Origin of the sequence: Pseudomonas sp. Rh2 (assembly GCF_040762985.1) — a bacterium.
Classification (GTDB): Bacteria; Pseudomonadota; Gammaproteobacteria; order Pseudomonadales; family Pseudomonadaceae; genus Aquipseudomonas; species Aquipseudomonas taiwanensis.
Genome location: NZ_CP142890.1, coordinates 62,565 through 88,927 on the forward strand (window position 1 = coordinate 62,565; position 26,363 = coordinate 88,927).

The 26,363-nt window shown below is 63.0% G+C and carries 24 protein-coding genes and 1 tRNA gene; 14 read left to right on the top strand and 11 right to left on the bottom strand.

The features are described 5' to 3' along the window. Positions 1–11: 11 nt before the first annotated feature. The 11 genes from VXM67_RS00280 (at position 12) to VXM67_RS00330 (ending at position 11,125) form a co-directional block, all read left to right on the top strand. Positions 12–88: transfer RNA gene (locus tag VXM67_RS00280), tRNA-Ile, on the top strand. Between the two features lie 166 nt (positions 89–254). Continuing rightward, on the top strand, positions 255–716 hold the full coding sequence (locus VXM67_RS00285; RefSeq protein ID WP_023382698.1) for an Lrp/AsnC family transcriptional regulator: 462 nt from the start codon (positions 255–257) through the stop codon (positions 714–716). A 276-nt stretch (positions 717–992) separates the two neighbouring features. Beyond that, a complete protein-coding gene (locus VXM67_RS00290) occupies positions 993–2,675 on the top strand; it encodes an NAD(P)/FAD-dependent oxidoreductase (protein WP_104881124.1) in 1,683 nt (560 codons plus the stop codon). 14 nt (positions 2,676–2,689) lie between these two features. Further along, a complete protein-coding gene (locus VXM67_RS00295; RefSeq protein WP_186598908.1) occupies positions 2,690–3,493 on the top strand; it encodes a carbon-nitrogen hydrolase family protein in 804 nt (267 codons plus the stop codon). A 75-nt stretch (positions 3,494–3,568) separates the two neighbouring features. Next, entirely contained in the window at positions 3,569–5,848 is a 2,280-nt protein-coding gene (gene pqqF, locus VXM67_RS00300) for a pyrroloquinoline quinone biosynthesis protein PqqF (protein ID WP_023382701.1), read from the top strand. 168 nt (positions 5,849–6,016) lie between these two features. Continuing rightward, positions 6,017–6,088, top strand: a complete 72-nt coding sequence (gene pqqA, locus VXM67_RS00305; protein ID WP_008365141.1) for a pyrroloquinoline quinone precursor peptide PqqA — start codon at positions 6,017–6,019, stop codon at positions 6,086–6,088. A gap of 78 nt (positions 6,089–6,166) precedes the next feature. Further along, positions 6,167–7,078 (top strand): pyrroloquinoline quinone biosynthesis protein PqqB, encoded by a 912-nt coding sequence (gene pqqB, locus VXM67_RS00310; protein ID WP_023382702.1) that lies wholly within the window; start codon positions 6,167–6,169, stop codon positions 7,076–7,078. Between the two features lie 98 nt (positions 7,079–7,176). Further along, on the top strand, positions 7,177–7,932 hold the full coding sequence (gene pqqC, locus VXM67_RS00315) for a pyrroloquinoline-quinone synthase PqqC (protein ID WP_367237432.1): 756 nt from the start codon (positions 7,177–7,179) through the stop codon (positions 7,930–7,932). Continuing rightward, positions 7,929–8,204, top strand: a complete 276-nt coding sequence (gene pqqD, locus VXM67_RS00320) for a pyrroloquinoline quinone biosynthesis peptide chaperone PqqD (protein ID WP_023382704.1) — start codon at positions 7,929–7,931, stop codon at positions 8,202–8,204. Before pqqC ends, pqqD begins: the two co-directional genes overlap by 4 nt. Next, positions 8,176–9,336 carry a pyrroloquinoline quinone biosynthesis protein PqqE gene (pqqE, locus tag VXM67_RS00325; RefSeq protein WP_027907309.1) on the top strand — a complete coding sequence of 387 codons (1,161 nt, stop codon included), beginning with the start codon at positions 8,176–8,178 and terminating at the stop codon, positions 9,334–9,336. The genes pqqD and pqqE overlap by 29 nt, the downstream gene beginning before the upstream one ends. Beyond that, a complete protein-coding gene (locus VXM67_RS00330) occupies positions 9,317–11,125 on the top strand; it encodes a prolyl oligopeptidase family serine peptidase (RefSeq protein ID WP_367237433.1) in 1,809 nt (602 codons plus the stop codon). The genes pqqE and VXM67_RS00330 overlap by 20 nt, the downstream gene beginning before the upstream one ends. A gap of 51 nt (positions 11,126–11,176) precedes the next feature. Here VXM67_RS00330 and VXM67_RS00335 read toward each other — a convergent pair whose 3' ends face one another. Both VXM67_RS00335 and VXM67_RS00340 read right to left on the bottom strand, forming a co-directional pair. Beyond that, complete coding sequence (locus tag VXM67_RS00335) at positions 11,177–11,335, bottom strand: YqaE/Pmp3 family membrane protein (protein WP_009681539.1); 159 nt, start codon at positions 11,333–11,335, stop codon at positions 11,177–11,179. A gap of 164 nt (positions 11,336–11,499) precedes the next feature. Continuing rightward, a complete protein-coding gene (locus tag VXM67_RS00340) occupies positions 11,500–12,780 on the bottom strand; it encodes an aminotransferase class III-fold pyridoxal phosphate-dependent enzyme (RefSeq protein WP_023382707.1) in 1,281 nt (426 codons plus the stop codon). Positions 12,781–12,988: 208 nt separating this feature from the next. Here VXM67_RS00340 and VXM67_RS00345 point away from each other — a divergent pair, with 208 nt between their 5' ends. Continuing rightward, the gene (locus VXM67_RS00345; RefSeq protein ID WP_023382708.1) at positions 12,989–13,912 is read left to right on the top strand and encodes a LysR family transcriptional regulator; all 924 of its coding nucleotides are present in this window, start codon (positions 12,989–12,991) and stop codon (positions 13,910–13,912) included. Positions 13,913–14,201: 289 nt separating this feature from the next. Here the strand turns inward: VXM67_RS00345 and VXM67_RS00350 are convergent, their stop codons facing one another. From VXM67_RS00350 to bioB, 9 genes are all read right to left on the bottom strand, one after another. After that, positions 14,202–15,980, bottom strand: coding sequence for an acyl-CoA dehydrogenase C-terminal domain-containing protein (locus VXM67_RS00350; RefSeq protein ID WP_027907311.1), 1,779 nt, complete (start codon positions 15,978–15,980; stop codon positions 14,202–14,204). 123 nt (positions 15,981–16,103) lie between these two features. Next, positions 16,104–17,387: a diguanylate cyclase gene (locus VXM67_RS00355; RefSeq protein WP_027907312.1), complete on the bottom strand. Its 1,284-nt coding sequence runs from the start codon at positions 17,385–17,387 to the stop codon at positions 16,104–16,106. Positions 17,388–17,590: 203 nt separating this feature from the next. Continuing rightward, positions 17,591–19,396 carry a phenylacyl-CoA dehydrogenase gene (locus VXM67_RS00360; protein ID WP_023382711.1) on the bottom strand — a complete coding sequence of 602 codons (1,806 nt, stop codon included), beginning with the start codon at positions 19,394–19,396 and terminating at the stop codon, positions 17,591–17,593. Positions 19,397–19,763: 367 nt separating this feature from the next. Then, the gene (locus VXM67_RS00365; protein WP_367237434.1) at positions 19,764–20,060 is read right to left on the bottom strand and encodes a pyrroloquinoline quinone biosynthesis protein PqqE; all 297 of its coding nucleotides are present in this window, start codon (positions 20,058–20,060) and stop codon (positions 19,764–19,766) included. A 113-nt stretch (positions 20,061–20,173) separates the two neighbouring features. Continuing rightward, positions 20,174–20,854, bottom strand: a complete 681-nt coding sequence (gene bioD, locus VXM67_RS00370) for a dethiobiotin synthase (protein WP_023382713.1) — start codon at positions 20,852–20,854, stop codon at positions 20,174–20,176. A gap of 10 nt (positions 20,855–20,864) precedes the next feature. Next, complete coding sequence (gene bioC, locus VXM67_RS00375; RefSeq protein WP_023382714.1) at positions 20,865–21,683, bottom strand: malonyl-ACP O-methyltransferase BioC; 819 nt, start codon at positions 21,681–21,683, stop codon at positions 20,865–20,867. Continuing rightward, positions 21,676–22,407: an alpha/beta fold hydrolase gene (locus VXM67_RS00380; protein WP_023382715.1), complete on the bottom strand. Its 732-nt coding sequence runs from the start codon at positions 22,405–22,407 to the stop codon at positions 21,676–21,678. Before VXM67_RS00380 ends, bioC begins: the two co-directional genes overlap by 8 nt. Beyond that, positions 22,400–23,572 (bottom strand): 8-amino-7-oxononanoate synthase, encoded by a 1,173-nt coding sequence (gene bioF, locus VXM67_RS00385; protein WP_023382716.1) that lies wholly within the window; start codon positions 23,570–23,572, stop codon positions 22,400–22,402. The genes VXM67_RS00380 and bioF overlap by 8 nt, the downstream gene beginning before the upstream one ends. A 2-nt stretch (positions 23,573–23,574) precedes the next feature. Then, positions 23,575–24,633, bottom strand: coding sequence for a biotin synthase BioB (gene bioB, locus VXM67_RS00390; protein ID WP_027907316.1), 1,059 nt, complete (start codon positions 24,631–24,633; stop codon positions 23,575–23,577). A 90-nt stretch (positions 24,634–24,723) separates the two neighbouring features. Between bioB and VXM67_RS00395 the strand changes: the two genes are divergently transcribed. Both VXM67_RS00395 and VXM67_RS00400 read left to right on the top strand, forming a co-directional pair. Further along, positions 24,724–25,476: a ComF family protein gene (locus VXM67_RS00395; RefSeq protein ID WP_104881118.1), complete on the top strand. Its 753-nt coding sequence runs from the start codon at positions 24,724–24,726 to the stop codon at positions 25,474–25,476. A 55-nt stretch (positions 25,477–25,531) separates the two neighbouring features. Further along, on the top strand, positions 25,532–26,296 hold the full coding sequence (locus VXM67_RS00400; RefSeq protein ID WP_023382719.1) for a TOBE domain-containing protein: 765 nt from the start codon (positions 25,532–25,534) through the stop codon (positions 26,294–26,296). Positions 26,297–26,363: the final 67 nt, after the last annotated feature.

The window sequence follows — 26,363 nt, forward strand, 5'->3', positions numbered from 1 at the left end:
CCACCTTCTGAGGGCCTATAGCTCAGTCGGTTAGAGCAGAGGACTCATAATCCTTTGGTCCACGGTTCGAGTCCGTGTGGGCCCACCAAGTACCAGAAAGCCGCGCATCAGCGCGGCTTTTTCGTATCCATTGCCCATCAGTGGATGGCGGCACTACTTCGGCTCAGGTTCAATGCCCATCCCGGACATGTCGCCAGCCTTGCCCTTGCCACCTCTGGCTGGCTAGGCTAACGCGCCCACCACAGAGACTCACCATGTCGGACTCCCGCGCCATTACCCTGGACGAAATCGACCGCCAACTGATCGCGCTTCTGCAGATCAACGCACGCGAAAGCGTCGCCACCCTCGCCCGTCAGCTCGGCATCGCCCGCACCACGGTCAACTCACGGCTGGAGCGGCTGGAGAAGAACAAGGTCATCACCGGCTATGGCGTGCGCCTCGGCCAGCGCTTGGTCGGCGGTGGTCTGCAGGCCTATGTGGGCATCAAGGTCCAGCCACGGTCCGGCAAAGAGGTGGTGCGGCGTTTGGGGGCCATGGGGCAAGTTCAGCAGCTGTGCGCGGTGAGTGGCGAGTTCGACTATGTGGCCTGGCTGCGCAGCGATTCGCCAGAACAGCTCGACCAACTGCTCGATCAAATTGGCAGCGTGGAGGGCGTGGAGAAGACCACAACATCGATCATCCTCAGCAGCAAGGTCGATCGTGGGCAGCCCGTCTGACACGACTGGCCTGCCCGCTTGCCCGCGAACCTGGGCTCAGCCGGTGCCCAACACCGTGGTGCATGCTTCGTGGAGGAACGCACCCCTATCGCTTCGCTGCACCTGGTTATCGCCATCCTCGTCATAAGTAGAAGAACTCCCGTCACTTAGACGAACATAACTACATACCGCCACCACTCTGCATCTTAATTACGAACACCCCTCGCCATAAAATGACCTCCAGCCATCTCCTATACTCAGGCTCCGCCCTCGCGCAGCCCTCTGGCAAGGTCATTTATGAACAAGAAAAACCGCCACCCCGCCGACGGCAAGCAACCGATCACCATCTTCGGCCCAGACTTCCCTTTCGCCTTCGACAACTGGCTGGAACACCCCGCCGGCCTGGGCAGCATTCCGCCTGAGCGCCATGGCGAGGAAGTCGCCATCGTCGGTGCCGGCATCGCTGGCTTGGTGGCGGCGTACGAGCTGATGAAGCTGGGTCTCAAGCCTGTGGTGTACGAAGCCTCGAAGCTGGGTGGACGGTTGCGCTCCCAGCCGTTCAACGGCACCGATGGGATCATCGCTGAGCTGGGCGGTATGCGCTTTCCGGTGTCGTCCACGGCCTTCTACCATTATGTGGACAAGCTTGGCCTTGAGACCAAACCCTTCCCCAACCCGCTGACTCCCGCCTCAGGCAGCACGGTGATCGACCTCGAAGGCCAGACCTACTACGCCGAAAAGCCAGCCGACCTGCCCGCGTTGTTCCATGAGGTGGCCGACGCCTGGGCCGATGCGCTTGAAAGCGGTGCCCAATTCGCCGATATCCAGCAAGCGATCCGCGACCGCGACGTACCTCGCCTGAAAGAACTGTGGAACAAACTGGTGCCCCTGTGGGACGACCGCACCTTCTACGATTTCGTCGCCACCTCGCGCTCGTTCGCCAAGCTGAGCTTCCAGCACCGTGAAGTGTTCGGTCAGGTTGGCTTCGGCACCGGCGGCTGGGACTCGGACTTCCCCAACTCGATGCTGGAAATCTTCCGCGTGGTGATGACCAACTGCGACGACCACCAGCACCTGATCGTCGGTGGTGTCGAACAAGTGCCCCAAGGCATCTGGCGTCATGTACCTGAGCGCTGCGCCCACTGGCCAGAGGGCACCAGCCTGAGCACCTTGCATGGCGGCGCGCCGCGTACGGGGGTCAAGCGCATAGCCCGCGCCGCCGATGGCCGCCTGGCCGTGACCGACAACTGGGGCGATACCCGCCACTACAGCGCCGTGCTCGCCACCTGCCAGAGCTGGCTGCTGACCACCCAGATCGACTGCGAAGAGTCGCTGTTCTCGCAGAAGATGTGGATGGCCCTGGATCGCACCCGCTACATGCAGTCGTCGAAAACCTTCGTCATGGTCGACCGTCCTTTCTGGAAGGACAAAGATCCGGAAACTGGCCGCGACCTCATGAGCATGACCCTCACCGATCGTCTGACCCGGGGCACCTACCTGTTCGACAATGGAGACGACAAACCCGGGGTGATCTGCCTGTCGTACGCCTGGATGAGCGACGCGCTGAAGATGCTGCCACACCCCGTGGAAAAGCGCGTGCAACTGGCCCTCGATGCACTCAGGAAAATCTACCCCAAGACCGACATCGCCGGGCACATCATCGGCGACCCGATCACCATTTCCTGGGAAGCCGACCCGCACTTCCTCGGGGCGTTCAAGGGCGCGCTGCCAGGACACTACCGCTACAACCAGCGCATGTACGCGCATTTCATGCAGCAGGACATGCCGGCCGAACAGCGCGGTATATTCATCGCAGGAGACGACGTGTCATGGACCCCAGCTTGGGTCGAGGGCGCGGTACAGACGTCGCTGAATGCCGTGTGGGGTATCATGAACCACTTCGGTGGCAGCACCCACCCCGACAACCCAGGCCCTGGCGATGTGTTCGCCGAAATCGGCCCCATCGCCCTGCCCGACTGAGACCAGGAGACGCCATGCGCATTGCTCTGTTCCAAGGCATCCCCAAGCCACTGGACGTGCCTGGAAACCTGCAACGATTGCAGCACCAGGCGCAACTGGCCGCCGAGCGCGGGGTGCAACTGCTGGTGTGCCCAGAGATGTTTCTGACCGGCTACAACATTGGGCTGGAGCAGGTGGTGAACCTGGCCGAAGCCAATGACGGGCCGTCGGCCATGCGCGTGGTGGAGATTGCCCAGGCACACCGCATCGCCATCGTGTACGGCTATCCAGAGCGTGACGACGACGGTGCCCTCTACAACAGCGTGCAGTTGATCGATGCCCATGGCAGCAGCCTGGGCAACTACCGCAAGACACACTTGTTCGGCGAGTTGGACCGTTCCATGTTCAGCGCGGGCCACGACCACTTCCCAGTGGTCGAGCTCGATGGCTGGAAGGTCGGTATGCTGATCTGCTACGACATCGAGTTTCCGGAGAATGCGCGGCGCCTGGCCTTGGCAGGCGCCGAGCTGATTCTGGTACCCACGGCGAACATGGAACCCTACGATTTCGTTTGCCAGGTGACCGTGCGAGCGCGGGCGCAGGAGAACCAGTGCTATCTGGTGTATGCAAATTATTGTGGCGCCGAGGGCGAGATCCACTACTGCGGGCAAAGCAGCATTGTCGGGCCGGACGGCAGCCTGCTGGTCATGGCGGGTCACGATGAGTGTCAATTGATGGCCGATCTTGCGCATGAACGAATCAAGCAAGGGCGGGAGGCGTTTCCCTACCTGGCCGACCTGCGCCAAGATCTGCACCGACAAGACGCCGGCCCCCTGTAGGCGCCGGCTTGCCGGCGATTCGGCCCGGCCAGGCAACACAAATGGGTTAGCATGAACACCTGCCCCGGAGTTCCCATGCCTGACGCCATCCGCCACCTGACCCTCACCAATGGCCTGCAGCTCACCCTGCGCCATGCCCCGCGCCTGAAACGCTCGGCAGCCGCGGTACGGGTCCACGCGGGCAGCCATGACGCTTCGCCTCGCTGGCCGGGCCTTGCCCACTTCCTTGAGCATCTGTTCTTTCTCGGCACCGCGCGTTTTCCACTGGACGATGGCCTGATGCGCTATGTTCAGACGCTCGGCGGACAGGTCAACGCCAGCACGCGGGAACGCACCACCGACTTCTTCTTCGAGGTGCCGTCCCCTGCTCTGGCAGGCGGGCTGGAGCGTCTGTGCCAGATGCTTGCCGAGCCTGACCTTGGCATCGAGCGCCAGCGCCGCGAACGTGAAGTCATCCATGCTGAATTCATCGCCTGGTCGCGCGACCCTGAAGCCCAACGGCAATTCACGCTGTTGCAGTCGGTGTCGCCACGCCACCCGCTCAGCGGCTTTCATGCTGGTAACCGCCACACACTCGCGCTGCAATGCCCTGACTTCCAGCACGCGCTGAGCGGATTCCACCAGCGCTTCTACCGGGGCGGTCAGATCGTCCTGAGCCTGTGCGGCCCGCAGACGCTGGATGAGCTTGAGCAATTGGGCACACGATTCGGCAGCCTGTTCGCTTCGGGACAACGCGTGCCGCAAGAGCCACCACCCGCGTTGTCGGGCACCGTGCAGCCCATGACCTTCGCCCACGAAGCCTTGGGCGATGCAGCTGAACACGCACTCGACCTGCTGGTTACCTGCCTGAGCGATACCCGCCCCGGCAGCTGGCTCGGGACCCTGCGTCAGCGCGGCTGGTTACAAGGGTTCAAAGCCCAGACGCTGTACGCCTACGCAGGCCAATTGCTTTGGCATATCGAGTTGCAGCTCGCCGCCTCGGCCTGTGCAGAACAAGCCGAAGCCTTGCTACACGGCTGGTTCGGTTTCATTCGTCAGACCGATCCAGGGCACCTCAACGTCGAGTATGGCCTCCTGCAGAAGATCCGTGAGTCGCTCGCCAGTGCGCTGGACCTGGCGCGTCGGGACAGTGCAGGCAAGCCGTTCAGTGCGTTGGATGAGAATGGCCTGCTGGCGCTACGTGCGCTGCTCGACGACCTCCCCCGATGCCGACGGGGTCACTGGCATCTGCCAGAAACCGACCCGTTGGCGACTGCCGAATTACCGGCTGGCCGAGGACCATTGCCAATAGCACTGGCCGTCAGTCATGAACTACCGGCCGCACGCCAATTCGCCGCCCTTTTCCTACGCTGGCGTATCGAATCGCCACTGCGTCAGCGCTTGTACAGCCTGTTGGCCCACGCCCTTCGGCCCTTGCAAGAACGGGCGCAGCGGGTGGGCGTGCAACTGCAGTTCGATGCCGCAGGCCAGTGCTGGGAACTGCGCGCCAGTGGGCTGCCTGCAGCGGTGATTCGTACCGTCGAACAAGCACTGGCAGAGCTGCGAGTACCCGACAGTTGGCAGGACACGCCGCAACCAGAGCCTGCATTGATTCCAATCCGGGCATTGCTCAAGCAACTGCCCGACGCCCTGCAGCCAGCGAAAGCCGAGCCAATGCCCTCGGGCACGGCCAATCAAGCACAGCTCGATGACGTGTGGCAGCAGGCACGGTGGCACGGCTTGGCGGTGGGCTTCGATGAAGATGGGGTGCACGCCTTGGGCGACACTCTGCAAGCGTGCCCTGGCATCGGCTCGGCACCCGTCGCGCCCACCCTGTGGCCCCGCCGCCGCTGGCATCACGCCGATATAGCAGGCAGTGAACATGCCTTGCTGTTGTTCTGCCCTCTTCACGCTACTGATGAAGCTGCCGGCCGCTTGCTTGCCCAGTCGCTGCAAGGGCCGGTATACCAGCGCCTACGTGTAGAACTGCAACTGGGCTACGCGGTGTTCAGCGCCTTCCGTCAGCTCGAAGGCATCAACGGTCTGCTGTTCGGCGTGCAGTCGCCACACGCGTCCCCTGTCGAGATCCTGCAACACCTGACGCGCGTCCTGGGCGAAGGTGTACAGCTTGACCCCAGCGCCCGCCAAGCGTTGGCCGAGCAGTTCAGCGAACCGCAGAGGGTCAACTCGGAAATCGCCGAATGGGCGTGGCAGGCACATCTGGCTACACATTCAGGGAAACTCTCCGACCTGCGGTGGTCTATCCTCCAAACACAGCAATGCGACCTGGACGATCTCCTGCGAGCATGCTCAAACCCTGGTGCGGCGTGGCTTTGCCTGGCCAATGCGGCTGCCCCGGACGGGACTTGGCAGTGAGCAAAAGGTGGATTGTTACGCAGGCTGCAAGGGCGCTTTTCGAAGAATTAACCTTTCGGTACAAATTTTTCTTGTAAGATAGCGCAATCTCAGTTTATGCAGCCGCCCAGCCAAGCGGCCGCCAACCTGTCAACTGACAACCCCAACCCACCCGGAAGGAGCAACTCTATGTGGACCAAGCCTGCTTACACTGACCTGCGCATCGGCTTCGAAGTCACCATGTACTTCGCCAGCCGCTAAGCCCAGTCGCGGTTCGACGCCTCGGCCCGCCGGGGCGTTTTCGTTTTTCGGATACGGTTTTTCGGACAGAGAGTAGTCATGTACATCCAGATCCTCGGCTCCGCCGCCGGTGGCGGGTTCCCCCAGTGGAACTGCAACTGCGCCAACTGCAAGGGCTACCGCGATGGCAGCCTGCGCGCCACGGCACGCACCCAGTCGTCCATCGCCCTGTCCGATGACGGCGAACACTGGATCCTGTGCAACGCCTCACCGGACATCCGTGCCCAGCTCCAGGCCTTTGCGCCCATGCAGCCGGCCCGCGCCCTGCGCGATACCGGCATCAATGCAATCGTCCTGCTCGACAGCCAGATCGACCACACTACCGGCCTGCTCAGCCTGCGCGAAGGCTGCCCACACCAGGTCTGGTGCACCGACATGGTCCACCAGGACCTCACCACCGGTTTCCCGCTGTTCAACATGCTCAGCCACTGGAACGGCGGACTGGTATGGAACCGCATCGAGCTCGAAGGCAGTTTCGTGATCGAAGCCTGCCCGAACCTGAAGTTCACCCCCTTCCCCCTGCGCAGCGCCGCACCGCCCTACTCGCCGCACCGCTTCGACCCACACCCAGGCGACAATCTCGGCCTGATGGTCGAAGACACCCGCACCGGCGGCAAGCTGTTCTACGCCCCAGGGCTTGGCCAGGTGGACGACAAGCTGCTGGCGATGATGCACGGCGCCGATTGCCTGCTGGTCGACGGTACGCTGTGGGAGGATGATGAAATGCAGCGGCGCGGCGTCGGTACCCGCACCGGCCGCGAGATGGGCCACCTGGCACAGAACGGCCCCGGGGGCATGCTCGAGGTGCTGGACGGCTTCCCCCGTCAGCGTAAGGTGCTCATCCACATCAACAACACCAACCCGATCCTGGATGAAGACTCTGCAGAACGGGCCGAGGTGGAGCGTCGGGGCGTTGAAGTCGCCTACGATGGCATGAGCATCGAACTGTGAGGCAAACGGCCCATGCAGCCGCCGGCTCTCCGGCGGTGCAGGCCCCGCGGGAAAAGCCGGCTCTCAGGAGAGCCCCCGCTGTTACAGGAGTCCGCTGAATGAGCGACACAACCCCGATGTCCCCTGCCGAGTTCGAGCAGGCCCTGCGCGCCAAGGGCGCCTATTACCACATCCACCACCCCTATCACGTGGCGATGTACGAAGGCCGCGCCACCCGCGAACAGATCCAGGGCTGGGTGGCCAACCGTTTCTACTATCAGGTCAACATCCCGATGAAGGATGCCGCGATCCTGGCCAACTGCCCGGACCGCGAAGTACGCCGCGAGTGGATCCAGCGCCTGCTCGACCACGATGGCGCCCCCGGCGAAGACGGCGGCATCGAGGCCTGGCTGCGCCTGGGCCAGGCCGTAGGGCTGGACCCTGACCAACTGCGCTCCAAAGAGCTGGTACTGCCAGGTGTGCGCTTTGCCGTGGACGCGTACGTCAACTTCGCCCGCCGCGCCAGTTGGCAGGAGGCCGCCAGCAGCTCGCTGACCGAGCTGTTCGCCCCGCAGATCCACCAGTCGCGCCTGGACAGCTGGCCGCAGCACTACCCTTGGATAGACCCGGCCGGCTATGAATACTTCCGCACGCGCCTGGGCCAGGCCCGACGTGATGTCGAGCATGGTCTGGCGATCACCCTGCAGCACTACACCACTCGCGCCGGCCAGGAGCGTATGCTGGAGATCCTGCAGTTCAAGCTGGATATCCTCTGGAGCATGCTCGACGCCATGAGCATGGCCTACGAACTGAACCGCCCGCCCTATCATTCCGTCACCCGCGAGCGGGTCTGGCACAAGGGAATCGCCCTATGAGTTTCGATCGCAAGCTAGTGCCGAACTGGCGCCCCGGCTACCGCTTCCAGTACGAGCCCGCACAGAAGGGGCACGTGTTGCTGTACCCCGAAGGCATGATCAAACTTAACGAAAGCGCAGGGCTGATCGGTGGCCTGATCGACGGCCAGCGCGACGTGGCGGCGATCATCGCCGAGCTTGAGCAGCAGTTCCCCGATGTCCCGGAAGTCGCCGACGACATCGAGCAGTTCATGGAGGTGGCCCGTGCCGAACACTGGATCGTCCTCGCCTGAGTTGCCGCCCACGCCCGCGGTCGGCCTGCCGCTGTGGCTGCTGGCCGAACTGACCTACCGCTGCCCGCTGCAATGCCCGTACTGTTCCAACCCGCTGGACTTTGCCGCCCAGGGCCAGGAACTGACCACCGCGCAGTGGTTCAAGGTAATGGCCGAGGCCCGCGAAATGGGGGCCGCGCAGATCGGCTTCTCCGGTGGTGAGCCTTTGGTACGTCAGGACCTTGCCGAACTGATCGGCGAGGCTCGTCGGCTCGGCTACTACACCAACCTGATCACCTCAGGCATCGGCTTGACCGAAGCGCGCATCGCCGACTTCAAGAAAGCCGGGCTGGACCACATCCAGATCAGCTTCCAGGCCAGTGACGAGCAGGTGAACAACCTGCTGGCCGGCTCCAAAAAGGCCTTCGCCCAAAAATTGGAGATGGCCCGGGCGGTCAAGGCCCACGGCTACCCGATGGTGCTCAATTTCGTCACCCACCGGCACAACATCGACAAGATCGACCGCATCATCGAGCTGTGCATCGCGCTGGAGGCCGACTTCGTCGAACTCGCCACCTGCCAGTTCTATGGTTGGGCCCACCTCAACCGCCTGGGCCTGCTACCGACCCGCGCCCAGCTCGAACGTGCCGAGCGCATCACCAACGAATACCGGGAAAAGCTCAAGGCGCAGGGCAGCCCCTGCAAGCTGATCTTCGTCACCCCGGACTACTACGAAGAACGTCCCAAGGCCTGCATGAACGGCTGGGGCAGCCTGTTCCTGACCATCACCCCGGACGGCACCGCGCTGCCGTGCCACGGTGCTCGCCAGTTGCCGGTGGAATTTCCCAACGTGCGTGACCATGACCTGCACCACATCTGGTACGACTCGTTCGGCTTCAACCGCTTCCGTGGCTACGCGTGGATGCCAGAACCCTGCCGCTCCTGCGACGAGAAGGAAAAGGACTTCGGCGGCTGTCGCTGCCAGGCCTTCATGCTGACTGGCGATGCCAGCAATGCCGACCCTGTGTGTGCCAAGTCAGCTGACCACGGCATCATTCTCAAGGCCCGCGAAGAGGCGGAGACCGCCCAGCTGGAAATCGAGCAAATGACCTTCCGCAACGAGCGCAACTCCCGTGTCATCGCCCGTGGATGAATTCAGCGCCGCACAGGCGGTGGCTGCCAGCACCGACTTTGCCGAGCTCAAGGTCGGCGAAGCCGGGCTGTTCTGGAACGAATTCCGCCCGGCCGACGGCGCCTGCCGTATCTGGCACTGGCGCGACCAGCAGGCCCGGTGCCTTACCCCCGATGGCTTCAGCGTGCGCAGCCGAGTCTATGAGTACGGTGGCGGCAGTTTCTGCCTGGGTGGCGACGGGGTGCTGTTCGTCAACGAGCAGGACCAGCAGGTCTATACCCAGGCGCTGAATAGCGTGACACCTCGCCCGCTCACCCACCGCCCGGAATGCCGCTACGGCGACCTGCAATGGCACACCGGCCAGGTCCTCGCCGTCGAGGAGCGCAGTGGCAAGCCCGTCGAGCATCGCCTGGTCATACTTGGCGAAAGCACCCGCGAAGTCCTCGCCGAAGGTGCTGATTTCTATGCGTCCCCCACCCTGTCCAACGATGGTACGCGCCTGGCTTGGGTCGAATGGGACCGCCCAGCGCAACCCTGGACCCGTACCCGCCTGATGCAGCGCCAACGGGACAGTAGCGGCGCCTGGGGCCCGGCGCGTTGCGTCACCGGGACCGATGAATCCCTGCAACAACCGCGCTTCGACGCCCAAGGCCGGCTGTATTGCCTCTCGGACAGAAACGGCTTCTGGCAGCCCTGGGGCGAGGTCGATGGCCAGTGGCAGGCTCTGCCAGCAGAACCCGCCGACCACGCTGGCGCCCCTTGGCAACTGGGGGCCAGCAGTTGGCTTGCAATAGGTCCGCAAAGCTACCTGGCCAGTTGGTTCGAAGACGGCTTTGCCAAGCTGGGGCTGCGTACGCCGGGTAATCCTGTCGAACATTTCGCCAGCGCCTATACGCGTTTTCGTAGCCTGGCGATGGATGCCGAGCATCTCTACGCCATCGCCGCATCGCCGATCAGCCCGCCTGCGGTCGTCGCCATCGACCGCAACAGCCACCAGGTACGGGTAGTGGCCGGTGGCGCCGAAGTGCTGCCAGCCCAACGCATCAGCCTGCCCCAGCCGATCCGCTACAGCAGCGCAGGCGAAACTGCCCATGGTTTCTTCTATAAGGCCGTTGATGGGCAAGGCCCGGCCCCACTGGTGGTGTTCATCCACGGCGGCCCGACTTCGGCCTGCTACCCGGTGCTCGACCCGCGTATCCAGTATTGGACCCAGCGTGGTTTTGCCGTCGCCGACCTCAACTATCGCGGCAGCAGTGGCTACGGCCGGGCCTATCGCCAGGCTCTGCACCTGCGGTGGGGCGAATGCGATGTGCAAGATGCCTGTGCGGCCGTCGAGCACTTGGCCGGAAAAGGGCTGATCGATGCGCGCAAAGCGTTCATTCGCGGCGGCAGCGCAGGCGGGTACACCACGTTGTGCGCCCTCGCCTTCCACGATGTGTTCCGCGCAGGTGCCAGCCTGTATGGCGTCAGTGACCCGGTCGCATTGGGCCGTGCCACGCACAAGTTCGAAGGCGATTACCTGGACTGGCTGATCGGCGACCCGCAACAGGATGCCGAGCGCTACCAACAACGCACGCCGCTGCTGCATGCCTCGGCTATCAAGGTGCCGGTGATTTTCTTCCAGGGCGAGCTGGATGCAGTGGTAGTGCCTGAGCAGACCCGCTCGATGCTGGCGGCCCTGAAAGCCAATGGCATCGAGGCCGAAGGGCATTTCTACCCAGGGGAACGCCATGGGTTGCGCAATGCGCAGAACCTGGCGCATGCGCTCGAGGAAGAATGGAAGTTCTATTGCCGGGTGTTGGGGCTATAAGCCCCAACCACCCTGCAGGCTCTGCTTGCCGGCGAGAGCGCCAAGAACGCCTCAGCGCTTGGCGATGATGTAGACCGCATGCACGATCCCCGGAATGTACCCCAGCAAGGTCAGCAGGATATTCAGCCAGAACGCCCCACCAAACCCCACCTGCAGGAATACACCCAGGGGCGGCAGAATGATCGCGATGATGATGCGGATGAAGTCCATGTGAATCTCTCCTGAAGGGGTTTCAACAGAGACTAGCCGCGCCAGCCAGAGGTTCCACAGTAACGCCAGGCAAAAAAAACGCCCCGAGCCAAATGAAGCTGGCCAAGGGCGATGCGCAGAAACGCGAGACGGTTCGTTGAAAATCTGTGGCTCGCCGCTACCGGTCAGGCCGGTACCTCGCGGCGGCTTTGCTGTTGCGCGTGCAGCCTGGCAAAGGCCCGGGCAAGGCGTAGGAGCATCTCGTCGATGTTGCCCTTGCTGACCGTCAGCGCGGGCGAAAAACGCACCACGTCGGCCTGGGGCGCATTGAGCAGCAGGCCCTCCTGCAAGGCTGCCTGCACCAGGTCTTGGGCCAGGTCTTCGTGCAGTTGCAATGCCCACAAGAGGCCCTGGCCACGCACCTCGCCCTGGCCGTAGCGACCGGCCAGGCGGCTCAGGCCATCGCGCAAGTGGCGACCACTGTCCTGAACGTGCTCGAAGAAGCCCGGCTCCAGCACGGTATCCAGCACGGCAAGGCCTGCCGCGCTCATCAGCGCGTTGCCGTGGTGGCTGCCTTCGAGCTCACCGGGTTCAGCGCAGCAAGCGGTCCCCCGCGCCAACAGTGCCGCCAACGGCACACCGCCGCCCAAGCCTTTGCCGAGGGTGACGATATCGGCACGTACGCCATAGGTCTCCTCGGCCAGCAACGCGCCACAACGGCCAATGCCCGTCTGCACCTCATCGAGAATCAGCAGGATGCCGAGCTCGCGGCAGAGTTTTTCCACACCCTGCAGGTATTGGCGCGTTGCCGGGATCACACCCGCCTCGCCCTGGATGGGCTCGAGCATGATCGCCACGGTGCGCGAGTCCACCTCGGCATGCAGCGCATCGAGGTCGTTGAACGGCACCTTGCTGAAACCTGGCAAGCCCGGCTCGCAACGGTTGCACGGCAGCGGGTCGGACGCCGACAGCGCCCCCAGGCTGCGACCGTGACAGCCTTGCGTGGCCGTGATGATGTGGTAGGCGCCGTTGCGATGCTTCTGACCCCATTTGCGCGCCAGCTTGATCGCCCCTTCGCAAGCTTCGGCGCCGCTGTTGAGCAGGTAGGCCTGATCGCTGCCGGTGCTCTGGCACAGGCGATTGACCAAGGCCAGCAAACCACGGCTGTGGAACCCCGAACCTGGATTGATCAGCGCCTGGGCCTGGTTGCCCAAGGCCTTGACCAGCACGCTGGGGCTGTGGCCGAGGCTGTTGACCGCACCGCCTTGGGTGAAGTCCAGGTAGGCATGCCCTTCGTTGTCCCACAACCAGGAGCCTTGGCCTCGGACGAACACCTGCGTGGCACGTTCGGTGCTGGGCATCAGACGCTCGCGGGACAACTGCGGCGCATCCGGCACGATCACCGGCGCACGCTTGGGCTCGGCGACTGCGGTAGGGGCCGAACGGCGCAGGTTGAACAGGTTCATCAGGGCTCCAACCAATCACGGCAAAGGGCGGCAGGTCCGGTCGGTATGCCGGCGCTCGATATTTTGCCTTTCCTATCAAAAGTGTTTTTCATCCAAGGTAACAATCGACTGAATCAGCGCTGTAACCTACTGGAATACGGCGATAGACTAGGGCTCACGGGCGGCTGAGGCCATTCCGTTTTTCCAGCTTTTTCGATAAGTAATACTTATGGATTTTCGCCAACTGCGTTATTTCGTCGCGGTGTATGAAGAAGGCCACGTCGGCCGGGCCGCCGAGCGCCTGTCCTTGTCACAGCCGGCGTTGTCGCAGCAGATCAGGCAGCTGGAACACAGCCTCGACCTGAGCCTGTTCGAACGTAGTAACAAGCGGCTGTTGCCGACGCTCGCCGCCCATACCCTGTACAACCATGCCCTGCCGCTGCTCGACGGCCTGCAGCGGGCCCATGAGGCCATGCGCAACTTCAAGGGTCAGTCCCTGCGAACACTGGCCATTGGTGTGTTGCAGACGGTTCGCCCAAGCATGGTGCCGCGCCTGCTGGAACGGGTGCGCAGGGCGCAACCCCACCTGGTGGTGCAGATCTACGAACTGTCGGGGCTGGAAATCGAACGGCGCTTACTCAGCGGCAGCCTGGATATTGGCATCAGCTACCTGCCACCGCGCCAGCCGGGGCTTCATGGCTTGCTGTTGTACGAAGATGAACTGCAGCTGGTCATCCCCGCCACCCACCCCTTGAAGGACTTCAAGAAGGTGTCCATCCGCCAGGCCGCTGAGTTGCCAATGCTCATGCTCGGGGAAGAGTTCCAGATCCGCCAGATCTGGAAGGAACAGCTGGCCAGCCAGGGCCGCCGACCGCAGGTTCAGGCCGAGATGAACAACATGGCGGGAATTCTCGACAGCCTGTCGCACACGGCCTTGGCGACCATTCTGCCGGGCCGGGCCAAGGAGGCCGCCGAGGATGACCAAGGCCTGCTGTGGAAGCCGTTGAGCGAACCGCGCGTACCGCTCAAGGTGGGCTTGGTGTTTCGCGACGCACAGCGTCAGCAGGCGTCAGTGGAGATGCTGCGCACATTGCTGGAAGAAGAGACCGATGCGCGCCAGCTGGGGGCCTCGCCCCTGGATGTGCTCGGGTAAAAACACGCGCACAAAGAAAACCCCGCCGAAGCGGGGTTTTCCAGACTGTTTCCCTTTGACATCCCTATCGCCCCACCATCCTGGCAGGCATTCCTTCGTTGTCCCTGTTCTGTCCTTTGCGCTTCCTGCGCAACGTCCATGTGGGAAATATTAGCTATGGATCCAATCTTAGGCCAGTGGCGAAAAGTCACCACGTCATGTAGGAGAAAGCTTACAAGCGGCGCCATTTCCAAACGCTGGTCCTGTGCCAGTCGCCGGCAAGCCGGCGACCAGGCTGACACGCCATGCCTCAGAACTGCTCGGCATCGAGCAGGTACAGCGACTCGCTGCCCGCCTTGACCGAGGCCACCAGCGAATCCAGCCGCGGTAGCAGCCGCGCGAAGTAGAACCGAGCGGTCCCCAGCTTGGCCGAATAGAACGCCTCATCCCCTTCACCCGCCTTGGCGGCACGGGCCATCAATGCCCACATGTAGGCATAGGCCACATAGCCAAAGGCATGCAGGTACTCGACCGACGCCGCACCGATTTCATTCGGGTTGCCCTTGGCCTGTTCCAACACCCACTCCGTCAGCCCGTCGAGCTTGTCGAGGGCGGCAGCGAGCGGCGTGGTGAACTCGCTCAGATCGTCCTTGGCACTGGCGATGAACTGGCGAATCTCGTCGGAGAACAGCCGGTAGTAGGCACCACCACTGGCGACGACCTTACGCCCCATCAGGTCCAGCGCCTGGATGCCATTGGTACCTTCGTAGATCTGTGTGATACGCACATCGCGCACCAGCTGCTCCTGGCCCCACTCGCGGATGTAGCCATGGCCGCCGAACACCTGCTGGCCGTGCACGGTGCACTCCAGGCCCAGATCCGTGAGGAAGGCCTTGGCGACCGGCGTCAGCAGCGCTACCAGCTCCTCGCTGCGCTTGCGGGTAGCCGCATCCTCGCTGTACTTGGCACTGTCCAGTTGCATGGCCACATAGGTGGAGAAGGCGCGGCCACCTTCGATCAGCGCCTTCATGGTCAACAGCATGCGGCGCACATCGGGGTGCACGATGATCGGGTCCGCGGCTTTTTCCTTGGCCTGCGGACCCGTTGGCGCGCGGCTCTGAAGGCGGTCGCGGGCGTACTCAACGGCGTTCTGATAAGAGCGCTCGGCCGATGCCAGGCCCTGGATACCGACGCCGAGGCGCTCGTAGTTCATCATGGTGAACATGGCCGCCAGGCCCTTGTTCGGTTCGCCCACGATGTAGCCGACCGCCTCGTCGAAGTTCATCACGCACGTGGCCGAGGCCTGGATGCCCATCTTGTGCTCGATCGAGCCGCAGGTGGCTGGGTTGCGCGCCCCTAGGCTGCCGTCCTCATTGACCAGGAACTTAGGCACCAGGAACAGCGAGATACCCTTTGGCCCGGCCGGGGCATCAGGCAACTTGGCCAGCACCAGGTGGATGATGTTCTCGGTCAGGTCATGCTCGCCACCGGTGATGAAGATCTTGGTGCCACTGACCTTGTAGCTGCCGTCGGCCTGCGGCTCGGCCTTGGTGCGGATGATGCCCAGGTCGGTACCGGCATGGGGCTCGGTCAGGCACATGGAGCCTGCCCATACACCCGCGTACATGTTGGGCAGGTACTTTTCCTTAAGCGCTTCGCTGGCGTGGGCGTTGATCGACAGGCAGGCGCCGGCGGTCAGCATCGGGTACAGGCCAAAGGCCAGGCTGGATGCGTTGACCATTTCCTCGACCTGGGCCGAAATGGCCTTGGGCATGCCCATTCCGCCGAACAGCGGGTCGCCGCCAACGCCCACCCAGCCGCCTTCGGCGTAGGTGTGGTAGGCATCGATGAAACCGGCTGGTGTGCGCACCGCGCCGTTGTCCCAGTGGCAACCCTCTTCGTCCGCCGCGCGGCTGAGCGGAGCAATGGTCTTGCCGGTAACCTTGCCGGCCTCTTCCAGCACCGCCATGGCAGTGTCCGCGTCCACCGCTTCGGCCAAGGCCGGCAGTTGAGCCCAGAGCTCGGCCACGTTGAAGACTTCATTCAGAACGAAACGCATGTCGCGCAGGGGCGCTTTATATTCAGCCATGACTACCTCTCGCTAACAGGGTCGGGGCGGTCTCAGGGAACCGCGGCACTGGATTGAAGGCAGTGTAACCGAACAACTTTTGCGAGACATAGGGTCATCAAGCGACCGAATAGTCAGCTATGGTCACGCCATCCGAACAGCCCCGCGTCGCGATTGTTGCCCGTAGACCATGACGCAGTTACGCCCCGCGCCTTTGGCGCTGTACAGCGCCTGGTCAGCGGCCTTGAGCACTTCCTCTGGGTTACGGTGCTCCACCAGCCGCTCGGCCACACCGATGCTGATGGTCACCGATACCGTGGTGGCCGCATTGCCTGCGCGCCGCTGCCGACCGGCAGAATCGTCCTGGGGGCGGCTGCTCTGATCACGTAGTTGCATAGCATAGTTGGCGATCATTTCACGCACGGCCTCAAGGTGCGGCTGGCACTCTTCGGCCGTCTTGCCCGCGAACACCAAGGCGAACTCCTCGCCGCCGTAGCGATAGGCTCGTCCCCCGCCGGTCACCTTGGACAAACGGCTGGCGACCAGTCGCAGCACCTGGTCGCCGACGTCGTGGCCGTGGGTGTCGTTGAATTTCTTGAAGTGGTCCACGTCGGTCATGGCGATCACGTAGTTGCGACCCAGCCGCTGCATGCGTTCGTTCAACGCACGGCGCCCCGGCAACCCGGTCAGCTCATCCCGGAAGGCCATCTGATAGGCCTCATGGGACACTGCCGCGGCAATCATCAGCATCACCTGACTGCACATGATGTTCAGGGTGAACGGCAGGATGAAGGTCTTGGGCAGCATCCAGAAGATGCCGATCAGGCCGATGATCTGCGCGGCATGCAACGGCCTGGGTTCACGCAGGTACTGCACGACCAACAGGACGAATACCCCTACGAACAGTGGGTAGACCATCTGGATCAGGCTCATCCACTGGCCATGCAGCGCCGGCCAGCGAATTTCGGCGAGCCAGGCGAGCAGCGCCTTGGGGAAGCTCTGCTCAAGCGCCACCGCGACGCTGCCGACGGCGAACAGCACGGCAAACCGGGCGAGCAGGTCCTGGGCCAGGTGCGTGCGCTCCTGCCAGGCGCCAAACAAGCCGAACAACGCAGGCAACAACAGGCATACCAGGTGGAATATCACCGCCGCGTCTTCGCGCACCCGGCCGTTGTCACGGTAAAAATCAGTCTGGGTGTCGAGCAGGAAATAGGCGATGTATACCGTCACCATCAGGAACAGCTCGCGCTGGCGGCGGTATACCGCGCAGTAGGCGCCCCCCAACAGCAGCACCAACGTGGGTAGAACATTGAACAGCGAAGTGAAGAAGACGCTGAGGTCTCTCACATACGCCGCCGCGAGCCCCGACAACAAGAGAAACAGCGAAGGCAGGAAATGGCTCGCGCGTACAGCGTTTAGACGAAACAAGGGTAATCTCCGACCCGGCAGATCAATAATGGCATTGTGCCCTTACTTCATCGGCAGCGCACATGAATAGATGAATACACGGCGTGTTTAACGGCCGCAGGGGTGGAGGGCTTGAGCTTTTGTTGTTACTGAATCTTTAGGAGCCGGAAACAAAAAAAACGCCTGCCGGTGAGGCAGGCGTTTTTTTATACCGATGAACAGGCTTAGATGGACAGGCCGAAATCTTCTTCCTTCATCGCCATCAGGTTGTCGGCACCGGACAGCATCGCGGCCACATGGGCACGGGTGCGGGGCAGGATGCGCTGGAAGTAGAAGCGCGCGGTCTGCAGCTTGGCGGTGTAGAACGCCTCTTCGCTGGTACCTGCCGCCAGTTTCTCGGCCGCCAGGCGGGCGATGTCGGCCCAGAAGTAAGCCAGGCAGGCATAGCCGGAGTACATCAGGTAATCCACCGAAGCGGCACCCACTTCTTCACGGTCTTTCATGGCGGCCATACCGACCTTCATGGTCAGTTCGCCCCACTCCTTGTTCAGTGCAGCCAGCGGCTCGACGAACTCCTTGACGCGCTCGTTGCCTTCCTGTGCCTGGCAGAACTTGTGCACGATCTTGGTGAAGCCCTTGAGCGCTTCGCCCTGGGTCATCAGCACCTTGCGGCCCAGCAGGTCGAGAGCCTGGATACCGGTGGTGCCTTCGTACAGCATGGAGATACGGCTGTCGCGCACGTTCTGCTCCATGCCCCACTCGGCAATGAAGCCATGGCCACCGTAGATCTGCACGCCGTGGTTGGCCGCTTCGAAGCCGACTTCGGTCATGAATGCCTTGGCGATCGGAGTGAGGAAGGCCAGCAGGGCATCGGCCTTCTTGCGCTCTTCCTCGTCCTGGCTGTACTTGACGATGTCGACTTGCTTGGCGGTGAAGTACACCATCGCACGGTTGCCTTCGGCGAAGGCCTTCATGGTCAGCAGCATACGGCGCACGTCAGGGTGGACGATGATCGGGTCGGCTGCCTTGTCCGGCGCTTTCGGGCCGGTCAGCGAACGCATCTGCAGCCGGTCACGGGCGTACTTCAGGCCTCCCTGGAAGGCCACTTCGGCGTGAGCCAGGCCCTGCAGCGCGGTGCCCAGGCGTGCAGTGTTCATGAAGGTGAACATGCAGTTCAGGCCCTTGTTGGCTGGGCCGATCAGGTAGCCGGTAGCGCCGTCGAAGTTCATCACGCAGGTGGCGTTGCCGTGGATACCCATCTTGTGTTCGATGGAGCCGCAGCTCACGCCATTACGCTCACCGACGCCACCGTCGGCATTAGGCAGGAACTTCGGCACGATGAACAGCGAGATGCCTTTGGTGCCAGCCGGCGCATCCGGCAGGCGGGCCAGGACGATATGGACGATGTTGTCGGCCATGTCGTGCTCACCGGCCGAGATGAAGATCTTGGTGCCGCTGACTTTATAAGTGCCGTCGGCCTGAGGCTCGGCCTTGGTGCGCAGCATGCCCAGGTCGGTGCCGCAGTGCGGCTCGGTCAGGCACATGGTGCCGGTCCACTCGCCACTGACCAGTTTGGTCAGATAGGTGTGCTGCTGCTCAGGCGTGCCGTGCGCGGAGATGGTGTTCATCGCGCCATGGGAAAGGCCTGGGTACATGCCCCACGACCAGTTCGACTCACCGACCATTTCGCTCAGCGCCAGGCCCAGCGACTCAGGCAGGCCTTGGCCGCCGTGTTCAACGTCATGCGCCAGGCTCGGCCAGCCGCCTTCGACGAATTGCTTGTAGGCTTCCTTGAAGCCGGTCGGGGTCTTCACACCCGACTCGCTCCAGGTGCAGCCTTCCAGATCGCCAACGCGGTTGAGCGGGGCCAGTACTTCTTCACAGAATTTCGCGCCTTCTTCCAGGATCGCGTTGACCATGTCAGGGGTGGCGTCCTGGCAACCCGGCAGGCTCTGATAGTGCGCCTCATAGCCGAGCAGCTCGTCGCGAACGAAGCGAATATCACGCAAGGGGGCTTTGTAATCAGGCATTGCGATGAACCTCTGTGATGAGTTCTGGGGAAGACCGCTTATACCGACCAGCTCTTGGCGGCTTTCGATCAAACAGTTGTTTGAAACTTACGTTTAGCACCGCCTAATGTCAAGACGGGACCATGGTGCCATTTATGCCGCGAAAAATGGCATTTACGCCACGCCCTGATAAATAGGGTCGAACCTGGTTGAGTGGGGGTAATTTTCTTCTGGGAACGACCTGTCCTCGGGGCGGCCTCGCAGCCCTTTGGCGACGCAAGGTCACTCCCACATGAGTTCACCGCACGAGTGCAGGCGCCGGCTTGCCGGCGATAAGGCCATGGCGCAACGCCCAGAAGGGGCTGGCCACACCTTGGACGACGCCAGATCAGGCGTAGGTATCGATGAACCGCCCGAGCATTTCGTCGGAAGCTTTTGCCACCTTTACGCCCAGTTCGACTTCCTGTTTGCCGAGGGCCAATTGCACGGCGCTGGTTGCCAGGTCCATCTGCTGACTGCGGTCGACCGCACGCAGGCGCTCGGCCTGATAGTCGCTGGACTGGCTGGTGGCCGCACGCTCGACAGTGCTGCTGGCAATCTGGCTGGCGGCCTGGTCGACGCGGTTCTGCCCGGCCTGAATGCTGCCAAGGCCCGCGTAGAAAGCGGAGCTACCGGTGATTTCCATGTCAGGACTCCATTGACGCTGGATAGGAACAGGGCCAATTAAAGCAGGCCAAGGGCAAAAAGGCTCGTTTAAATCCCTAATGGCTCAGTGCCATTTGATAGGCGATGGGCATCTCAGTCCAGCAAGTCCAACTGCACGTGTTCAGCCACGGCATCGGCAGAGGCCTGCTTCAGTTTCGGCACCCGGCCCAGGCACGGCGCTGGCAAGCGCTCCGCCAGGCTGGCGAGGTTTTCTTCCAGTCGCGATGTGCGCGGATCGATGATGTTGGCCACCCAGCCCGCCAGTTGCAGACCGTCCCGGGAGATGGCCTCGGCACTGAGCAGCGCATGATTGATGCAGCCCAGACGCACACCTACCACCAGGATCACCGGCAGTTTCAAGGCAATTGCCAGGTCCGACAGGTTGTCAAGGTTGGACAGCGGCACGCGCCATCCTCCTGCGCCTTCGATCAGGGTGAAGTCCGCCCCCTGGTCCAGCACATGGCGCATGGCCTTGAGCAACACCGGCACTTGCAGCGCAACGCCGGCCTCGCGCGCCGCTATATGTGGCGCAATGGCAGGTTCGAAGGCAAACGGGTTGACCTCTTCGTACGCCAGCTTGATCGAACTTTCGTCGATCAATGCCTGGGCGTCGGCATTGCGCAGCCCTTTGGGTGTGACGCTGCAACCAGAAGCCACCGGCTTGGCACCGAGGGTGCTCAGCCCTTGGAGACGGGCCGCGTGCAACAACCCGGCAGCAATGGTGGTCTTGCCCACATCGGTATCGGTACCGGCAATGAAATAGGCCTGGCTCATCTGGCTCCCCTTACACCTCTGGCTTGCGCAAAACACCATAGACCACCTCATAGGTGGCTGGCAGCCCCTGCGGCTGACGGAACGCTTCGTATGCCTGCAGCAGACGCTGCATGCGCGCACGACCGGTCAGGCCCGAGGGCCGGCCCGGATTGAGGTTGTGGGCGCCAAGGGCCTTGAGTTCGTGGGTCAGGCTGCGCACATCGGGGTAATGCAGTACATGCGCCCGTTGCTGCAGGCTGACTTGCTCCAGCCCGCTACTGGCACACAGGCGCTGGTAATCGGCAAAGTGGCGGAAGCGATTGACATGCACCAGGCCATCCACCGCCTGCCAGCTGGAACGCAGTTCGCCGAGCGTACCGACGCACAGGCTGCTGAAGGCCATCACCCCACCCGGACGCAGGACACGGCGAACTTCGTCCAGGACACAGGCGAACTGGTCGCACCATTGCACTGCCAGGCTGGAGAACACCAAGTCCATGCTGGTGTCTCGCAGCGGCAGTCGTTCAGCGTCGCCGGCCACGTGGTAGCACGCCCCACCCTGCTCACCACGGGCGTGGTGCAACATGCCTTCGGCGATATCCACAGCCACACCGGTTGCAGCCCGATAACGCTCGGCCAGCACGCGACTGAAATGACCCGTGCCGCTGCCCAGGTCGAGCCAGCGCGATGGGCTCAGGCCATCGGGCATCTGGTCCAGCAAGCTCACCCCCACCGCACGTTGCAGAGCCGCGACGCTGTCGTAGCTGGCCGCTGCGCGGGAGAATGAAGCCGCCACCTGACGCTTGTCGGGCAAGGCTCCTGGCAGGCTTGGATAGGAAAGGTCAGTCATCACCACTCTCATGCAGGAAACTCTTGATACCCGCCGCCAGTTCCTGTGGGTACTCCAGCAGGAATGCGTGGGAACTGTCTTCGACCAGGCCGACTTCCACGTCGGGCAGCAGTTCGCTCAGGGCTTTTGCCGCCTCGACCGGCACCAGGGCATCGCTGCCGGCGTACAGGTGCAACTGCGGGCCACCATAGGCTTCCAGTGCAACGCGGGTATCGAGCTCGGCCAGCACTTCCAGGCCACTGGCCAAGTACAACGGATCGGTATCCGGAACCCCCACGCCCAACTGGCGCAACAGCGTGCGTGGCTGCTGCGCACCTTCGCTGCACAGGCTACGGAAACGCTTTAGGGTCACCTGGGTATGGCTGCGACAGCCATCCAGAAAGGTGCCGAAGGTGTCCTTCGGCATGCCATGGGGCCAATCGGGACGCACCACGAAACTCGGGTTGCTGGCCAAGGTCAGCAACCCGCAACAATGGTCGCCTCGCTTGCATGCCAGCTCGCTGGCCAACATGCCACCGAACGACCAACCGCCCAGCCAGGTATCGGTGGGCAACTTGCGGTCGAGGTAATCGACCCATGCCTCTACGCTGGTGTCGGCCAGCTCTGGTAGCGGCATCAGTTCGACGTGCAGGCGCAGGTCCTGCGCACGCAGGCTGGCGGCCAGCGGCTCCAGGGCAGCGGTACCCAGTCCCCAGCCGGGCAGAAGAATCAGGCGATCACGCATCGGCGGCCTCCAACTGTGGATAACACTCGGCCAATGCATTCAACAATAGCTGGACCTGCGCCTGACTGTGCGCAGCGCTCAAGGTCACGCGCAGCCGGGCGCTGCCGGCCGGCACGGTGGGCGGACGAATCGCCGTCACCAGCAGGCCACGCGCTCGCAGCATGCGCGACAGGCGCAGAGCCTGGGCGCTTTCGCCGATCAGGATCGGCTGGATCGCCGTAGGGCTGTCCATCAGCGTCAGGCCGATCTGCTCGGCACCCTGGCGGAACTGACGAATCAAAGCCGCCAGGTGCTCGCGACGCCAGGTTTCGCGGCGCAGCAGCTGCAGGCTCTTGAGGGTGGCGCAGGCCAATGCGGGGGGTTGGCTGGTGGTGTAGATGTATGGGCGGGCGAACTGCACCAGCGCCTCGATCAGCGCTTCACTGCCTGCGACAAAAGCCCCGGCCGTGCCACAGGCCTTGCCCAGGGTACCGATCAACACCGGCACGTCGTCGACACCCAGCCCGAAGTGTTCGACGATACCGCCGCCTTGCTCGCCCAGCGTACCCAGGCCATGGGCGTCGTCGACCATCAGCCAAGCTCCACGGGCGCGGGCAACGTCGGCCAGCGCCGGAAGGTCGGCAAGGTCGCCATCCATGCTGAACACCCCGTCGGTCACCACCAGGGTGTTGCCGACGGCTTTGTCCAGGCGGCTGGCCAGGCTGACCGGATCGTTGTGCAGGTAGCGGTTGAAGCGGGCGCCGCTGAGCAACCCGCCATCGAGCAGCGAGGCGTGGTTCAGGCGGTCCTGCAACACCGTATCGCCCTGCCCCACCAATGCGGTGATGGTGCCAAGGTTGGCCATGTAGCCGGTGGAGAACAGCAGCGCACGCGGGCGCCCGGTCAGCTCGGCCAGGGCCTCTTCGACTTCGTGATGCGGCGTGCTGTGGCCCACCACCAGGTGCGATGCCCCGCCACCGACGCCCCAACGTTCGGCGCCAGCCTGCCATGCGGCGATCACTTCAGGATGATTGGCAAGGCCCAGGTAGTCGTTACTGCAGAAGGCCAGCAATCGCTGGCCATCGACCACTACCTCCGGCCCTTGCGGGCTTTCCAGCAATGGCCGCTGCCGATATAGGTCTGCGGCGCGCCGTTCGGCAAGGCGCGCCGCCAGATCGAAGGCCATGCTCAGGCCGACGCGGCGTTGTAGAACAGCTCGTTGCTGCGTTGTTCAACCAGCGCCTGCTCGATGGCCGCCTGGTGCACTTCGTCAGCGTGCTCTTCACGCGCTTCTGGCTTGATGCCCAGGCGGGCGAACAGCTGCATGTCCTTGTCGGCCTGCGGGTTGGCGGTGGTCAGCAGCTTCTCGCCATAGAAGATCGAGTTGGCACCGGCCATGAAGGCCAGCGCTTGCATCTGTTCGTTCATCTGCTCGCGGCCGGCGGAAAGGCGTACATGGGATTTGGGCATGAGGATACGCGCGACCGCCAGCATGCGGATGAAGTCGAACGGGTCTACGTCGTCTTCATCGGCCAGCGGGGTACCGGCGACTTTCACCAGCATGTTGATCGGCACCGATTCCGGATGCTCCGGCAGGTTGGCCAGCTGGATCAGCAGACCGGCGCGGTCGTCCAGCGACTCGCCCATGCCAAGAATGCCGCCCGAGCAGATCTTCATGCCTGCATCACGCACATAAGCCAGGGTCTGCAGACGCTCAGCGTAGGTACGGGTGGTGATGATGCTGCCGTAGAACTCCGGCGAGGTGTCGAGGTTGTGGTTGTAGTAGTCAAGGCCTGCCTCGGCCAGGGCCTTGGTCTGCTCTTGGTCGAGCTTGCCGAGGGTCATGCAGGTCTCCAGGCCCATGGCCTTGACGCCTTTGACCATCTCCAGCACGTACGGCATGTCTTTGGCCGACGGGTGCTTCCAGGCCGCGCCCATGCAGAAACGGGTCGAGCCAATGGCCTTGGCCCGAGCAGCTTCCTCCAGGACTTTCTGCACTTCCATCAGCTTCTGTTTTTCCAGCCCGGTGTTGTAGTGGCCGGACTGTGGACAATATTTGCAATCTTCAGGGCAGGCGCCGGTCTTGATCGACAACAGCGTGGAGACTTGCACGCGGTTAGGGTCGAAATGCGCGCGATGCACGGTCTGCGCCTGGAACAACAGGTCGTTGAACGGTTGCTGGAACAGCGCCTTGACCTCGGACAGGGACCAGTCGTGACGTGTTGTTGCAGTTGTGCTGGCGCTCATCGGCGTTTCCTTGTTTAGGCTGTTTCTAGCGCCGGGACAGGAACGGCCCGCCAGCGCATCACGGATAGCTCGCATAGTCACGGAAGGCCCATGTACTGTCAACCACTCATAAAACAACTGGTTTACAAGTGTCTAAATATTAACCACGCCTGTTTGCTGTGTGACGAAGCCAGTGAGCAACCCCACCCCATCTGCGTCGCCTGCGAGCACGAACTGCCTTGGCTGCACGACTGCTGTTCACGCTGCGCCCTGCCTTTGTCCATGCCGGGGCTGACCTGCGCCCAGTGCTGCCGGCGAGCTCCGGCATTCGCTCAGGTGGTTGCCTTGTGGCATTACGGCTTCCCGGTGGATACGTTGATCAGTCGCTTCAAGCACAACCAACAGTGGCCGCTAGGTCGACTGATGGCCGAACTGCTCGTCCATGGCTTGCAGCATCGCTACGACGAAGGGCTGGCAAAACCCGACCTGCTGTTGCCTGTGCCGCTGGCCAAACGTCGACAGCGCGAGCGCGGCTTCAATCAAGCCGGCATGCTGGCGCGCTGGCTGTCCGTGCCACTGGCGATTCCCTGTGACGAACGACTCCTTCAGCGGGTACGCGATACACCTGCGCAACAGCATCTGCACGCCAAGGCGCGTCGACAGAATCTGCGGGGGGCGTTCAATGTGGGGCGAGGTCGAGCGGTCGAGAACCTGCATATCGCGGTGGTCGACGACGTGTTGACCACCGGAGCCACGGCTCAAGCCATCGCGCAGTCGTTGCGCAAGTCGGGCGCGCGGCGGGTCGATGTCTACTGCCTGGCCCGCACGCCAAAGCCCGACCGAGGCTGGCAGGCGGGAACTTGACTGCTGCCGGTCCGGCAGGCAACGTCCCTTCATTGATCATCAAGCGCGTTTCGCCATGCCCCTACCTGCCCTGCTCACCCAGCACATCGCCCGGCGCCCCCAGCGCATCGCCCTGCTGCAACATATCGCCGAACAAGGCTCGATCACCCGCGCCGCCAAGGCTGCCGGTATCAGCTACAAGGCCGCCTGGGACGCCATCGATGAGCTCAACAACCTGGCCAGCCGACCGCTGGTCGAGCGCAGCACGGGTGGGCGCGGCGGCGGCGGCGCCCGCCTGTCGGCAGAAGGCGAGCGGGTGCTGCGCCTTTATCAACGCCTGCAAGCATTGCAGGCGCAGTTCCTGGAGGCAGCCGAGGACTCCGGCGACCTTGACCTGTTGGGCCGACTGATGCTGCGTACCAGTGCACGCAATCAACTGCAAGGCCAGGTCAGCGGCCTGCGCCGTGAAGGCCGGCATGACCGCGTGAGCCTGGCCCTGGGTGGGGGCTTGGAAATCGAGGCGTTGATTACCCATGACAGCACCGACCGCCTGGAGCTGACCTTGGGCACCACGGTCGTGGCGCTGCTCAAGGCTGGGTGGGTACAGTTGCTGGGTGACGAGGACAAGGTAGAAGTGGGCAGCAATTGCCTGACAGCAGTGGTCGAAGATGTGCTGACCGACGAGCAAGGCCCTTGCGAAGTACGCCTGGCACTGGGCAATGGGCAGACCTTGTGCGCCTTTGCCCAAGCGCAGTGGTTAGCGCGCCAGAAGGTGACCACAGGCAACCGGGTGCGCGTGCAATTCAAACCGTCGCATGTTCTGCTGGGCGTTCCGGTATAGCCTGTCGCGCCACAGGAAGTGTGGTGAAGCATGGAGCCGGTACTGCCCAGTGGCAGCACTGGTACTA

Coding starts and splice junctions, on each gene's coding strand:
- pqqC (WP_367237432.1), top strand. CDS start 7,177: ATGAGCGACACAACCCCGATGTCCCCTGCCGAGTTCGAGCAGGCCCTG.
- pqqD (WP_023382704.1), top strand. CDS start 7,929: ATGAGTTTCGATCGCAAGCTAGTGCCGAACTGGCGCCCCGGCTACCGC.
- VXM67_RS00340 (WP_023382707.1), bottom strand. CDS start 12,780: ATGAACCTGTTCAACCTGCGCCGTTCGGCCCCTACCGCAGTCGCCGAG.
- VXM67_RS00400 (WP_023382719.1), top strand. CDS start 25,532: ATGCCCCTACCTGCCCTGCTCACCCAGCACATCGCCCGGCGCCCCCAG.
- bioB (WP_027907316.1), bottom strand. CDS start 24,633: ATGAGCGCCAGCACAACTGCAACAACACGTCACGACTGGTCCCTGTCC.
- VXM67_RS00285 (WP_023382698.1), top strand. CDS start 255: ATGTCGGACTCCCGCGCCATTACCCTGGACGAAATCGACCGCCAACTG.
- VXM67_RS00360 (WP_023382711.1), bottom strand. CDS start 19,396: ATGCCTGATTACAAAGCCCCCTTGCGTGATATTCGCTTCGTTCGCGAC.
- bioF (WP_023382716.1), bottom strand. CDS start 23,572: ATGGCCTTCGATCTGGCGGCGCGCCTTGCCGAACGGCGCGCCGCAGAC.
- VXM67_RS00365 (WP_367237434.1), bottom strand. CDS start 20,060: ATGGAAATCACCGGTAGCTCCGCTTTCTACGCGGGCCTTGGCAGCATT.
- VXM67_RS00345 (WP_023382708.1), top strand. CDS start 12,989: ATGGATTTTCGCCAACTGCGTTATTTCGTCGCGGTGTATGAAGAAGGC.
- VXM67_RS00380 (WP_023382715.1), bottom strand. CDS start 22,407: ATGCGTGATCGCCTGATTCTTCTGCCCGGCTGGGGACTGGGTACCGCT.
- VXM67_RS00350 (WP_027907311.1), bottom strand. CDS start 15,980: ATGGCTGAATATAAAGCGCCCCTGCGCGACATGCGTTTCGTTCTGAAT.
- VXM67_RS00290 (WP_104881124.1), top strand. CDS start 993: ATGAACAAGAAAAACCGCCACCCCGCCGACGGCAAGCAACCGATCACC.
- pqqB (WP_023382702.1), top strand. CDS start 6,167: ATGTACATCCAGATCCTCGGCTCCGCCGCCGGTGGCGGGTTCCCCCAG.
- pqqF (WP_023382701.1), top strand. CDS start 3,569: ATGCCTGACGCCATCCGCCACCTGACCCTCACCAATGGCCTGCAGCTC.
- VXM67_RS00335 (WP_009681539.1), bottom strand. CDS start 11,335: ATGGACTTCATCCGCATCATCATCGCGATCATTCTGCCGCCCCTGGGT.
- VXM67_RS00295 (WP_186598908.1), top strand. CDS start 2,690: ATGCGCATTGCTCTGTTCCAAGGCATCCCCAAGCCACTGGACGTGCCT.
- VXM67_RS00395 (WP_104881118.1), top strand. CDS start 24,724: ATGTACTGTCAACCACTCATAAAACAACTGGTTTACAAGTGTCTAAAT.
- bioC (WP_023382714.1), bottom strand. CDS start 21,683: ATGACTGACCTTTCCTATCCAAGCCTGCCAGGAGCCTTGCCCGACAAG.
- bioD (WP_023382713.1), bottom strand. CDS start 20,854: ATGAGCCAGGCCTATTTCATTGCCGGTACCGATACCGATGTGGGCAAG.